This is a genomic window from Streptomyces sp. BPTC-684, from assembly GCF_030028635.1.
GTDB lineage: Bacteria > Actinomycetota > Actinomycetes > Streptomycetales > Streptomycetaceae > Streptomyces > Streptomyces noboritoensis.
Map to the genome: position 1 here is coordinate 5,150,105 of NZ_CP124863.1, position 13,336 is coordinate 5,163,440.

The 13,336-nt window shown below is 66.1% G+C and carries 2 protein-coding genes, 3 rRNA genes and 6 pseudogenes; 10 read left to right on the plus strand and 1 reads right to left on the minus strand.

Features of this window, described 5'->3' with window-relative positions:
- Position 1: 1 nt before the first annotated feature.
- From QIY60_RS22835 to QIY60_RS22865, 7 genes and pseudogenes are all read left to right on the plus strand, one after another.
- Positions 2 to 638, plus strand: a pseudogene (locus QIY60_RS22835) (DNA-3-methyladenine glycosylase).
- Between the two features lie 534 nt (positions 639 to 1,172).
- Positions 1,173 to 2,695 (plus strand): 16S ribosomal RNA (locus QIY60_RS22840).
- Positions 2,696 to 2,972: 277 nt separating this feature from the next.
- Positions 2,973 to 6,079 (plus strand): 23S ribosomal RNA (locus QIY60_RS22845).
- Between the two features lie 104 nt (positions 6,080 to 6,183).
- A 5S ribosomal RNA gene (rrf, locus tag QIY60_RS22850) occupies positions 6,184 to 6,297 on the plus strand.
- Together the 16S, 23S and 5S rRNA genes form the textbook arrangement of a ribosomal RNA operon.
- Positions 6,298 to 6,483: 186 nt before the next feature.
- A complete protein-coding gene (locus QIY60_RS22855) occupies positions 6,484 to 6,657 on the plus strand; it encodes a hypothetical protein (RefSeq protein ID WP_283144107.1) in 174 nt (57 codons plus the stop codon).
- 127 nt (positions 6,658 to 6,784) lie between these two features.
- On the plus strand, positions 6,785 to 7,258 hold the full coding sequence (locus tag QIY60_RS22860; protein ID WP_349253941.1) for a hypothetical protein: 474 nt from the start codon (positions 6,785 to 6,787) through the stop codon (positions 7,256 to 7,258).
- Positions 7,259 to 7,830: 572 nt separating this feature from the next.
- Positions 7,831 to 8,664 (plus strand): annotated as a pseudogene (locus QIY60_RS22865) (hypothetical protein).
- Between the two features lie 66 nt (positions 8,665 to 8,730).
- Here QIY60_RS22865 and QIY60_RS22870 read toward each other — a convergent pair.
- Positions 8,731 to 10,040: pseudogene (locus tag QIY60_RS22870) on the minus strand (DUF1015 domain-containing protein).
- A gap of 70 nt (positions 10,041 to 10,110) precedes the next feature.
- Between QIY60_RS22870 and QIY60_RS22875 the strand changes: the two are divergent.
- The 3 pseudogenes from QIY60_RS22875 to QIY60_RS22885 all read left to right on the plus strand — a co-directional run bounded on the left by QIY60_RS22875 (position 10,111) and on the right by QIY60_RS22885 (position 13,310).
- Positions 10,111 to 11,210: pseudogene (locus QIY60_RS22875) on the plus strand (HAD hydrolase-like protein).
- Between the two features lie 131 nt (positions 11,211 to 11,341).
- Positions 11,342 to 12,288, plus strand: a pseudogene (locus QIY60_RS22880) (iron chelate uptake ABC transporter family permease subunit).
- Positions 12,285 to 13,310 (plus strand): annotated as a pseudogene (locus QIY60_RS22885) (iron chelate uptake ABC transporter family permease subunit). The pseudogenes QIY60_RS22880 and QIY60_RS22885 overlap by 4 nt, the downstream one beginning before the upstream one ends.
- The last annotated feature ends 26 nt before the right edge of the window (positions 13,311 to 13,336 follow it).

The following is a 13,336-nucleotide window of genomic DNA, read 5'->3' on the forward strand; positions in this document are numbered from 1 at the left end:
CATGATTGCGGGCCCCGAACGTACGCCACTCCCACGCGGATTCTTCGACCGCCCCGTCCTGGAGGTCGCCCCGACCTCCTGGGTCGCACCCTCGTGCGCCGCACCGCCGACGGCCCGGTCGAGCTGCGGCTCACGGAGGTGGAGGCGTACGACGGCGCGAACGACTCCGGATCGCACGCCTTCCGCGGCCGCACGGCGCAACGGCGTGATGTTCGGCCTGCCGGCCACGCGTACGTCTACTTCACGTACGGGACGTGGCACTGCCTGAACGTGGTGTGCGGGCCGGAGGGCGCGGCGAGCGGGGTCCTGCTCCGAGCGGGTGAGATCCAGGTGGGCGCGGAGCTCGCGCGCAAACGTCGAATCTCGGCCCGAAATGACAAGGAACTGGCCAAAGGACCGGCCCGGCTGGCCACGGCCCTGGACGTCGACCGGGCCCTCGACGGCACGGACGTCTGCACCGGTACGGATGCCCTTTCTCCGTACTTACGGGGACCCTGCCACCCGCCGACCTGGTACGCAGCGGACCGCGCACCGGCGTGGGCGGTGACGTAGCCCCGCATCCCTGGCGGTTCTGGATCTCTGACGACCCGACAGTCAGCCCGTACCGGGCGCATCAGCCACGCCGCCGCGCAACTTGACTCGACCCGGCCGGACGCCTAACGTAGCCCGAGCCGCTTGAGACGGGCCCTGCTGTTCAGCAACCCGAAGCGGCCACCCACTACCTAGCAACTGACCCGAACGGGTCCTTGTTTCGGCATGCCGGAATTCGGATTCAATGGCTCGATTATGAGCCGCCCGGGAAATCGGCTAAAGTAGTGAACACGCCGAAAGGGAACCGCGAAAGCGAAAACCCCGAAAGCAAATCCCGCCGACCGGGAATCAGGCGCCGAAAGGATCTGATAGAGTCGGAAACGAAGGAAGCGCCCGGAGGGCTCGGAAACGGGAACAAAGGAAGCGTCCGTACCTTGAGAACTCAACAGCGTGCCAAAAGTCAACGCCAGATTGACAACCCCGGCCCATCCCTTGTGATGGGTTGGAGGTTCCTTTGAAAACTCCTGCCGGTCCTTGTGACGGGCAGGCAATTACACAGCGAGGACGCTGAGGACGACTGGCCATATTCCGGCCTGGTTGTTCCGCTCTTTCGTGTGTGCGCACCGGATGACCGGTACACATTCATGGAGAGTTTGATCCTGGCTCAGGACGAACGCTGGCGGCGTGCTTAACACATGCAAGTCGAACGATGAAGCCTTTCGGGGTGGATTAGTGGCGAACGGGTGAGTAACACGTGGGCAATCTGCCCTTCACTCTGGGACAAGCCCTGGAAACGGGGTCTAATCCGGATACGACCCGCCGAGGCATCTCGGTGGGTGGAAAGCTCCGGCGGTGAAGGATGAGCCCGCGGCCTATCAGCTTGTTGGTGGGGTGATGGCCTACCAAGGCGACGACGGGTAGCCGACCTGAGAGGGCGACCGGCCACACTGGGACTGAGACACGGCCCAGACTCCTACGGGAGGCAGCAGTGGGGAATATTGCACAATGGGCGAAAGCCTGATGCAGCGACGCCGCGTGAGGGATGACGGCCTTCGGGTTGTAAACCTCTTTCAGCAGGGAAGAAGCGCAAGTGACGGTACCTGCAGAAGAAGCGCCGGCTAACTACGTCCAGCAGCCGCGGTAATACGTAGGGCGCAAGCGTTGTCCGGAATTATTGGGCGTAAAGAGCTCGTAGGCGGCTTGTCACGTCGGATGTGAAAGCCCGGGGCTTAACCCCGGGTCTGCATTCGATACGGGCTAGCTAGAGTGTGGTAGGGGAGATCGGAATTCCTGGTGTAGCGGTGAAATGCGCAGATATCAGGAGGAACACCGGTGGCGAAGGCGGATCTCTGGGCCATTACTGACGCTGAGGAGCGAAAGCGTGGGGAGCGAACAGGATTAGATACCCTGGTAGTCCACGCCGTAAACGTTGGGAACTAGGTGTTGGCGACATTCCACGTCGTCGGTGCCGCAGCTAACGCATTAAGTTCCCCGCCTGGGGAGTACGGCCGCAAGGCTAAAACTCAAAGGAATTGACGGGGGCCCGCACAAGCAGCGGAGCATGTGGCTTAATTCGACGCAACGCGATGAACCTTACCAAGGCTTGACATATACCGGAAACGGCCAGAGATGGTCGCCCCCTTGTGGTCGGTATACAGGTGGTGCATGGCTGTCGTCAGCTCGTGTCGTGAGATGTTGGGTTAAGTCCCGCAACGAGCGCAACCCTTGTTCTGTGTTGCCAGCATGCCCTTCGGGGTGATGGGGACTCACAGGAGACTGCCGGGGTCAACTCGGAGGAAGGTGGGGACGACGTCAAGTCATCATGCCCCTTATGTCTTGGGCTGCACACGTGCTACAATGGCCGGTACAATGAGCTGCGATGCCGTGAGGCGGAGCGAATCTCAAAAAGCCGGTCTCAGTTCGGTTGGGTCTGCAACTCGACCCCATGAAGTCGAGTTGCTAGTAATCGCAGATCAGCATTGCTGCGGTGAATACGTTCCCGGGCCTTGTACACACCGCCCGTCACGTCACGAAAGTCGGTAACACCCGAAGCCGGTGGCCCAACCCCCTTGCGGGGAGGGAGCTGTCGAAGGTGGGACTGGCGATTGGGACGAAGTCGTAACAAGGTAGCCGTACCGGAAGGTGCGGCTGGATCACCTCCTTTCTAAGGAGCACAGTACCGATTGCAGGCAGATGTCCTGCACGGTCAGCTCATGGGTGGAACGTTGACTATTCGGCACTTTCAGAAGGTTTTCCCTAGTACTGCTTCGGCGTGGAACGTGAAAACTCATCTGGAAGGGCCGGGCACACTGTTGGGTGTCTGAAGGCACGGGCTTTACGCCTTGTCTTCGGTATGCCGGCCCCAGTGAAGCATCGTCTGGCGGTGTGTGATGGGTGGCTGGTCGTTGTTTGAGAACTGCACAGTGGACGCGAGCATCTGTGGCCAAGTTTTTAAGGGCGCACGGTGGATGCCTTGGCACCAGGAACCGATGAAGGACGTGGGAGGCCACGATAGTCCCCGGGGAGCCGTCAGCCAGGCTTTGATCCGGGGTTTTCCGAATGGGGAAACCCGGCAGTCGTCATGGGCTGTCACCCATGCCTGAACACATAGGGCATGTGGAGGGAACGAGGGGAAGTGAAACATCTCAGTACCCTCAGGAAGAGAAAACAACCGTGATTCCGGGAGTAGTGGCGAGCGAAACCGGATGAGGCCAAACCTACGACGTGTGATACCCGGCAGGGGTTGCGTCGTGGGGGTTGTGGGATCTCTTTTCATAGTCTGCCGGCTGTGAGACGAGTCAGAAACCGTATGAATAGGCGAAGGACATGCGAAAGGTCCGGCGTAGAGGGTAAGACCCCCGTAGCTGAAATTCATGCGGCTCGTTTAAGAGACACCCAGGGGCCCGAGAAATCCGTGTGAATCTGGCGGGACCACCCGTTAAGCCTAAATATTCCCTGGTGACCGATAGCGGATAGTACCGTGAGGGAATGGTGAAAAGCACCGCGGGAGCGGAGTGAAATAGTACCTGAAACCGTGTGCCTACAAGCCGTGGGAGCGTCGCGTTGAGTACTTGTACTCAACGTCGTGACTTCGTGCCTTTTGAAGAATGAGCCTGCGAGTTAGCGGTGTGTAGCGAGGTTAACCCGTGTGGGGAAGCCGTAGCGAAAGCGAGTCCGAACAGGGCGTTTGAGTTGCACGCTCTAGACCCGAAGCGGAGTGATCTAGCCATGGGCAGGTTGAAGCGGAGGTAAGACTTCGTGGAGGACCGAACCCACCAGGGTTGAAAACCTGGGGGATGACCTGTGGTTAGGGGTGAAAGGCCAATCAAACTCCGTGATAGCTGGTTCTCCCCGAAATGCATTTAGGTGCAGCGTCGTGTGTTTCTTGCCGGAGGTAGAGCACTGGATAGGCGATGGGCCCTACCGGGTTACTGACCTTAGCCAAACTCCGAATGCCGGTAAGTGAGAGCGCGGCAGTGAGACTGTGGGGGATAAGCTCCATGGTCGAGAGGGAAACAGCCCAGAGCATCGACTAAGGTCCCTAAGCGTACGCTAAGTGGGAAAGGATGTGGAGTCGCAGAGACAACCAGGAGGTTGGCTTAGAAGCAGCCACCCTTGGAAGAGTGCGTAATAGCTCACTGGTCAAGTGATTCCGCGCCGACAATGTAGCGGGGCTCAAGCGTACCGCCGAAGTCGTGTCATTGCAGCATGAGGGCCAACGCCCGCTGTGATGGGTAGGGGAGCGTCGTGTGCCGGGTGAAGCCGCAGCGGAAGCTAGTGGTGGACGGTTCACGAGTGAGAATGCGGGCATGAGTAGCGATACACACGTGAGAAACGTGTGCGCCGATTGACTAAGGGTTCCTGGGTCAAGCTGATCTGCCCAGGGTAAGTCGGGACCTAAGGCGAGGCCGACAGGCGTAGTCGATGGACAACCGGTTGATATTCCGGTACCCGCTTTGAAACGCCCAATATCGAATCCATTAATGCTAAGGCCGTGAAGCGGTTCCGGACCCTTCGGGAAAGGAAAGTGGTGGAGCCGTCGACCCGAGGTGGTAGTAGGTAAGCGATGGGGTGACGCAGGAAGGTAGTCCAGCCCGGGCGGTGGTTGTCCCGGGGTAAGGTGTAGGGCGCTGTCCAGGCAAATCCGGACAGCATGAAGCCTGAGACCTGACGCCGAGCCGATTGTGGTGAAGTGGATGATCCTATGCTGTCGAGAAAAGCCTCTAGCGAGTTTCATGGCGGCCCGTACCCTAAACCGACTCAGGTGGTCAGGTAGAGAATACCGAGGCGTTCGGGTGAACTATGGTTAAGGAACTCGGCAAAATGCCCCCGTAACTTCGGGAGAAGGGGGCCATCACCGGTGATCGGATTTACTCCGTGAGCTGGGGGTGGCCGCAGAGACCAACGAGAAGCGACTGTTTACTAAAAACACAGGTCCGTGCGAAGCCGTAAGGCGATGTATACGGACTGACGCCTGCCGGTGCTGGAACGTTAAGGGGACCGGTTAGCTCCATTCGGTGGGGCGAAGCTGAGAACTTAAGCGCCAGTAAACGGCGGTGGTAACTATAACCATCCTAAGGTAGCGAAATTCCTTGTCGGGTAAGTTCCGACCTGCACGAATGGCGTAACGACTTCTCGACTGTCTCAACCATAGGCCCGGTGAAATTGCACTACGAGTAAAGATGCTCGTTTCGCGCAGCAGGACGGAAAGACCCCGGGACCTTTACTACAGTTTGATATTGGTGTTCGGTTCGGCTTGTGTAGGATAGGTGGGAGACTGTGAACTCTGGACGCCAGTTCAGGGGAGTCGTCGTTGAAATACCACTCTGGTCGTGCTGGATGTCTAACCTGGGTCCGTGATCCGGATCAGGGACAGTGTCTGATGGGTAGTTTAACTGGGGCGGTTGCCTCCTAAAGAGTAACGGAGGCGCCCAAAGGTTCCCTCAGCCTGGTTGGCAATCAGGTGTTGAGTGTAAGTGCACAAGGGAGCTTGACTGTGAGACCGACGGGTCGAGCAGGGACGAAAGTCGGGACTAGTGATCCGGCGGTGGCTTGTGGAAGCGCCGTCGCTCAACGGATAAAAGGTACCCCGGGGATAACAGGCTGATCTTCCCCAAGAGTCCATATCGACGGGATGGTTTGGCACCTCGATGTCGGCTCGTCGCATCCTGGGGCTGGAGTCGGTCCCAAGGGTTGGGCTGTTCGCCCATTAAAGCGGTACGCGAGCTGGGTTTAGAACGTCGTGAGACAGTTCGGTCCCTATCCGCTGTGCGCGTAGGAGTCTTGAGAAGGGCTGTCCCTAGTACGAGAGGACCGGGACGGACGAACCTCTGGTGTGCCAGTTGTCCTGCCAAGGGCATGGCTGGTTGGCTACGTTCGGAAAGGATAACCGCTGAAAGCATCTAAGCGGGAAGCCTGCTTCGAGATGAGGGCTCCCACCACCTTCGAGTGGGTAAGGCTCCCAGAGACGACTGGGTTGATAGGCCAGATGTGGAAGCCTCGTAAGGGGTGGAGCTGACTGGTACCAATAGACCGAGGGCTTGTCCTCAGTTGCTCGCGTCCACTGTGTTAGTTCTGAAGCAACGAACAGTTGCTGGTTGAGTAGAACCCACTTAATTAAAAGTGTGCTTGTTCGCTCGAAACCGATAGGGTTTCGGTGGTCATAGCGTTAGGGAAACGCCCGGTTACATTCCGAACCCGGAAGTAAGCCTTTCAGCGCCGATGGTACTGCAGGGGGACCCTGTGGAGAGCAGGACACCGCCGAACAATCTTCAAGGACCCTTGGTCCCAGCGTTCACGCTGGGACCAAGGATCCTTTTTATTTTCGCTTCAATTTTCCGAAGCGCGTCGGGCAGCCGACTGCGCGAGAATGACTGCAGTACCCGAAGACAGGAGTCGCACCGATGTCCACCAACTCTCCCGAGGACCGTCCGCAGCGCGAGTGGCGCAGCCGTGACGGCGGTGACAGGGGCGGCTACCGGGGCGGTCGCGACGACCGCGGCCCGCGCCGTGACGATGACCGTGGTGGTCGTCCCACCGGTGGCGGTGGCTACGGCCGCCGTGATGACAACCGTGGTGGCGGTACGGGTGGCGGTTTCCGCCGTGATGACCGTGCCCGCGCCGTGATGATGACCGTGGTGGTCGTCCCACCGGCGGTGGCGGCTACGGCCGTCGCGACGACAACCGTGGCGGCACCGGCGGCGGCTTCCGCCGCGATGACAACCGTGGTGGTACGGCGGCGGCTTCCGCCGCGATGACAACCGTGGTGGTACCGGCGGCGGCTTCCGTCGTGACGACCGCCGCGATGACCGTGGCCCGCGCCGCGACGACGACCGTCCCTCCTTCCGTCGTGACGACCGCGACGACCGTGGTGGTCGTCCCACCGGTGGCGGTGGCTACGGCCGTCGTGATGACAACCGTGGTGGCGGTACGGGTGGCGGTTTCCGCCGTGATGACCGTGCCCCGCGTCGCGATGACGACCGTGGCGGCCGTCCCACCGGTGGCGGTGGCTACGGCCGCCGTGACGACAACCGTGGCGGCACCGGCGGCGGCTTCCGCCGCGATGACCGTCCGAGCTTCCGCGATGACCGTCGTGATGACCGTGGTCCGCGCCGTGACGATGACCGTGGTGGTCGTCCCACCGGTGGTGGCGGCTTCGGTCGCCGTGACGACAACCGCGGCGGCGGCTTCCGTCGTGACAACGACCGTCCGGCCCCCGTCGCGATGACGACCGCGGCGGCTTCCGCCGTGACGACCGCGATGACCGTGGTGGTCGTCCGCCGGTGGCGGTGGCTACGGTCGCCGTGACGACAACCGTGGCGGCGGCGGTGGTTTCCGTCGTGACAACGACCGTCCCAGCTTCCGTGACGACCGTCGTGATGACCGTGGTCCGCGCCGTGACGATGACCGTGGTGGTCGTCCTGCTGGCGGTGGCGGCTACGGTCGCCGTGACGACAACCGTGGCGGCGGCGGTGGTTTCCGTCGTGACAACGACCGTCCCAGCTTCCGCGACGACCGCCGCGACGACCGCGGCCCCCGTCGCGACGACGACCGTCCCTCCTTCCGCCGTGACGACCGCGACGACCGAGGCGGCCGCCCTCCGGCGGTGGCTTCCGCCGCGACGACGGGCGCGACGACCGTGGCCCGCGCCGCGACGACGACCGTGGTGGCTACCGCGGCCGCGACGACCGCGGCGGGTTCCGTGGCGGCGACGACCGCCGTGAGCGCGAGCGCGACCGTGAGCCGATCAAGCGGCTGCCGATCGACGAGGACGTCACCGGCAACGAGATCGACGAGGACGTGCACCAGGAGCTGCTGAGCCTGCCGAAGACCATCGCCGAGGACGTCGCCCAGAACCTGGTCATGGTGGCCCGGCTGATCGACGAGGAGCCTGAGCAGGCGTACGCGTACTCGCGGATCGCCCTGCGGCTCGCCTCCGTGTGGCGGCGGTCCGCGAGGCGGCCGGGTTCGCGGCGTACGCGACGCAGAAGTACTCCGAGGCGCTGGCCGAGTTCCGCGCCGCGCGGCGGATGACCGGGCACGTCGAGCTGTGGCCGGTCATGGCCGACTGCGAGCGCGGCATGGGCCGGCCCGAGCGTGCGCTGGAGATGGCCGGTGCGCCGGAGGTGCAGAAGCTCGACAAGGCGGGCCAGGTCGAGATGCGCCTGGTCGCGGCCGGGGCGCGGCGGGACATGGGGCAGCTGGACGCCGCCATCGTGACCCTGCAGAGCCCGGAGCTGGCGTCGAACTCGGTGCAGCCGTGGACCCGCGTCTGCGGTACGCGTACGCCGACGCGCTGCTCGCCGCCGGCGTGAGGACGAGGCCCGCGAGTGGTTCGCCAAGGCGCTGGAGTCCGACAAGGACGGCGCCACCGACGCCTCCGACCGGCTGGCCGAGATGGACGGCGTGGACTTCGTGGACGCCCTCGACGAGGACGGTGACGACGACGCCGACATCGCCGACGAGCTGGACGCGGAGGACGCCGCCGACGAGCCGGACAGCGCGCCGGACGAGGACGACGACCGCGCGGACGTTGACGTGGACGTGGACGTCGAAGGCGCCGATGTCGTCGTCGTCGACGTCGAGGACGACAAGGGCCCGGCCGACAAGGCCTGGACTCCTGTAGGCAGTTAGGCAGTCGAGAAAGGGCGGCACCCCGGCCGGGGTGCCGCCCTTTCGGACCTCGTATCCGCGTGTGCCTCAGTTCACCGTCAGGCTCCGCAGCACCAAGCCCGTCGCCGGCTTCGGGCCGAAGGACGTCGACTTGCAGGGCATCGTGACGCCCTGGCGGGCCAGGTCCCGGACGACCTTTCGCGTACGGGATGCATGAGCACCGCCGTTCCGCCGCGCCGTTCCGCCTGTTCGACGGCGGCCGCCGTGTCGTGGATGTACATGATGTCCTCGGGTGCGTCCGGGATGCGCCAGACGTGGTCCAGGAGCGTGGAGTGGAGCACGGTCGCGTCCAGGTCGCGCCAGGCCTGCGGGCGGTCCGTGCGGACGGTGCGGGCGAGCAGGTCCGTGTCCGGGCGGTCGAGGAGGTGGAAGCGTCCGTCGCCCGCCAGCAGGAACGCGTTGCTCGTGCTGCTCGCCTCCGCGAGGACGTCGAGCGCGTCGGGCAGCGGCACCGCGAACGTACGGACGCGGAAGGCACCGGTTTCGGCCACCGCGGCCAGGGCGTCGCTGACCGGAAGGCGGTGCAGCAGCCGGTGGATGGCGCGCACCCGCAGCGGATAGCGGGCCGTGTCCACGAGCAGGACCAGGCCGAAGTCCCAGGGGCCGGGCGCCGACTGCTCCGAGCGCAGCCGCAGATAGGTCGCCCAGCGGTGGTGGCCGTCGGCGATCACCGCCTGGTGGTGGGCGAGGTCCCCCTGGATCTCCGCGAGGTCCGCGGGGTCCGTGACCGCCCACAGGCGGTGGCTGTAGCCGTCCTCGGTGGTCGTCGCGAGCAGCGGCTCGCGCCGTACGGTCCGCTCGATGACCGCGCCCGCGCCGGCCGGCGCGCTGCCGTTGACGCCCGCGTCGCCGTGGTACGTCAGGAGCAGCGGCTCGAAGTGCGCGGCCGTCGTCCGCATCAGATCGGCGCGGTCCTCGACGACGTGCGGCATCACGTCCTCGTGCGGCAGCACCACGCCCTCGGAGGGCTCCGAGAGGGCCAGCGCGCCGATCAGCCCGCGTTGGAGCAGGCCGGCGCCGCGCTGTTCGTGCTGCTCGTACACGTACAGCGCGGGCTCCGGGTCGGGGGCGAGGACGCCCTCCGAGAGCCAGTCGTGGAGGGTGAGCGCGGCCTGCCGGTGCCGTGCCGTGGGCGTGGCGGTCTGCGGGAGGATCAGCCGGACGATGTTGTACGGGTCCGCCGACTCCAGGTGGAGGAGCCCGTCGGGCCGCACCACCACGTCGTACGGCGGGGAGGTCACGGCCGCGAGGCTGCCGACGCGCTCGGGCACATAGCGCAGGCCTCGGAAGGGGATCAGGCGCAGCCCGTCGTCGTCCGTACGCCCTGTTGTGGTCATTAGTGCATCGTAAGTGGGGTGCGGGCATGCGCGATGATCGGGGAGAGCATCGAGCGAGGAGTGGATGAGGATGAGCCAGCCGAGCAGGACCCGGCCGAGCGGCAGCGCGCGGGCGCTGAGCGAGGCGTACGACACGGCCCTGCTGGATCTGGACGGGGTGGTGTACGCGGGCGGCGAGGCGATCGAGCACGCCGTCGGCTCGCTGGGCACGGCGCGCGAGGGCGGATGCACCTCGCGTACGTCACCAACAACGCGCTGCGGACGCCGGACGCGGTGGCGGCGCACCTGACCGAGCTCGGCGTGCCGGCCGAGCCGGGCGATGTGATCACCTCGGCGCAGGCGGTGGCGCGGCTGATCTCCGAGCAGGTGCCGGCGGGTTCGCGGGTGCTGGTGGTCGGCGGCGAGGGGCTGTGGGTGGCGCTGCGCGAGCGGGGCTGGTGCCGGTGGAGTCGGCCGAGGACGCCCGGCGGCGGTGGTGCAGGGGTACGGCGGGCCCGATCTTGCGTGGGGCAGGTTCGCCGAGGCGTGCTACGCGATCGCGGCCGGGGCGCGGTGGTTCGCGTCCAACACCGATCTGACGATCCCGAGCGGGCGCGGCATCGCGCCGGGCAACGGGGCGGCGGTGGAGGTGGTGCGGATCGCGACCGGCGCCGAGCCGCAGGTGGCGGAAGCCGCGCGATGCACCGGGAGACGATCCTGCGCACGGGCGCGCAAGCCGCTGGTGGTGGGGACCGGCTGGACACGGACATCGAGGGGGCGTTCAACGGCGGGGTCGACTCGCTGCTCGTCCTCACCGGGGTGACCGACGGCGCCCGACTGCTCGCCGCTCGGCCGAGCACCGGCCGACGTTCGTGGACGCGGATCTGCGGGGGATGCTGACCGGCCAGCCGGAAGTGGCCGAAAATGGCGGTGAGTTCGTGTGTGGTGGATGGACCGCGGCCGTACGCGACGAGGAGTTCGCCTTGGACGGCGACGGCGAGCCGCTGGACGGCCTGCGGGCGCTGTGCGCGGCGGCGTGGACGCACGCGGGTGAGGGTGTGCGAGCTGGATGCGGGGAAGGTGCTGGAGCGGCTGGGTTGTGACCCCGGGCCCCCGGGATCCGGGCCGCGCGTCAGCAGCTTGAGGGTCCGGTTGTGGGTCCGGTTGTGGATCAAGGGCCCTGTCGGGTGATTAGCAGGGTAGGCTAACCTAACTTGCGAGTTGGTAGACAGCCCTTCCAAGCCGAGCGCGCAGACCGCTCCCGCGCCCCGCCCCAGACCGCCCGGCGGCACGCCCTGCGCGCCGCCGGACTGCTCGCGGCCATGGGGGTCCTGGTCCTCGTGGCCCTCGCGAGCATCGCGATCGGCGCCAAACAGATTCCGCTCGCGGACGTCTGGCACGGGCTGTTCCACTACTCCTGCACCGCCGACGACGTCATCGTCCACGACACCCGGGTGCCCCGCACCCTGCTCGGGCTGCTCGTCGGGGCGGCCCTCGGCGTCTCCGGCGCGGTGATGCAGGCGCTCACCCGCAACCCGCTGGCCGAGCCCGGCATCCTCGGGGTGAGCGCGGGCGCCTCGGCCGCCGTGGTCTCGGCGATCAGCTTCTTCGGCGTCACCAGCCTGACCGGCTACGTCTGGTTCGCCTTCGTCGGCGCCGCGGTCGTCTCGGCGCTCGTCTACGTCCTGGGCGGCAGCCGGGCCGCCACCCCGGTCCGGTCGCGCTCGCGGGGACGGCCGCCACGGTCGCGCTCTACGGCTACATCAACGCCGTGCAGTGATGGACTCGGCCGCCCTCGACCGGCTGCGGTTCTGGTCGGTCGGCTCGCTGGCCTCCGCCAACGCGGACACCGTCACCGAGATCGCGCCCTTCGTGGTGGCCGGTCTGGTGCTCGCCGCGCTCATCGCCCGGCCGCTCAACGCGATGGCCCTGGGCGACGACACCGCCCGCGCGCTGGGCGCCCATCTCACCCGTACACGCGTCCTGTCGATGGTCACCGTCACGCTGCTGTGCGGGGCCGCGACCGCCGCCTGCGGGCCGATCGTCTTCATCGGCCTGATGGTCCCGCACATCGTCCGGGCCATCACCGGCCCCGACATGCGCTGGATCCCGCCGTACGCGGCCGTCCTCTCGCCCGTGCTGCTGCTCGGCGACGTGGTCGGACGGGTGATCACCCGCCCCCGAGCTCCAGGTGGGCATCGTCACGGCGCTCATCGGCGGGCCCGTGTTCATCTTTCTCGTCCGCCGCAAGAGGATGGCTCAGCTGTGAAGGCCGTACGCACGCCCGGGGGTTACTCGTTCCGGGCCGACACCCGCTCGCTGGTCGTCGTCGTGGCGCTGCTGGCCGCGGCGCTCACGGCGGGCGTGGTCCTCGTCGGCAGCGGCGACTTCGACATCGCGCCGCTCGACGTCGTCCGACGCTCTTCGGCTCCGGCACCGCCCAGCAGGACTTCATCGTCAACGAGCTGCGGCTGCCCCGGGTCCTCGTGGGTCTCCTCGTGGGCGCCGCGCCCGGCATCTCGGGCGCGGTCTTCCAGTCCATCTCCCGCAATCCGCTGGGCAGTCCGGACGTCATCGGCTTCGGCCAGGGCTCGTCCGTCGGCGCCCTCGTCGTCATCGTCTGGTTCGGGGGCAGCGCCCCGAGGTCGCGGTCGGCGCCCTGCTCGGCGGCTCGCGACCGGGGTCGCGGTCTATCTGCTCGCCTGGCAGAAGGGCGTGCACGGCTACCGCCTCGTGCTCGTCGGCATCGGCGTCGCCGCGATGCTCACCGCCTGCATCCAGTACCTGCTCACCAAGGCCCAGTTGGTCGACGCGACCCGGGCCATGGTGTGGCTGACCGGTTCGCTCGACGGGCGGGACTGGGCCCAGGTGCGGCCGCTGCTCGCGCTGTTCGCGGTGCTGCTGCCGGTGATCCTCGCGTACGGACGGCCGCTGCGGATGCTGGAGATGGGCGACGACGCGGCGTACGCGCTCGGCGTGCCTGTCCAGCGCACCCGGACCGTGCTGATGCTCGCCGCCGTGCTCCTCAACGCCGCCGGGACCGCGGCGGCAGGTCCTATCTCCTTCGTCGCGCTGACCGCGCCGCAGCTCGCCCGCCGTCTCACCAAGGCCACCGGGCCCAACGTCCTGGCCTCCGGCTGCATGGGCGCGACCCTGCTGGTGACCGCCGACTGGGCCTCCCAGCGGCTGTTCGGCGAGAGCAAGCTGCCGGTGGGCGTGGTGACCGGGGTGGTCGGCGGCCTCTATCTGCTGTGGCTGCTTGTCACCGAGCGCAAGGCGGGCCGGATATGAGCGGCCCGCACGACCCCCGTCCCTGT

Excerpts from the sequence above, each read along its gene's own strand:
- QIY60_RS22860 (WP_349253941.1), top strand. The coding sequence starts at position 6,785 with ATGACAACCGTGGTGGTACCGGCGGCGGCTTCCGTCGTGACGACCGCC.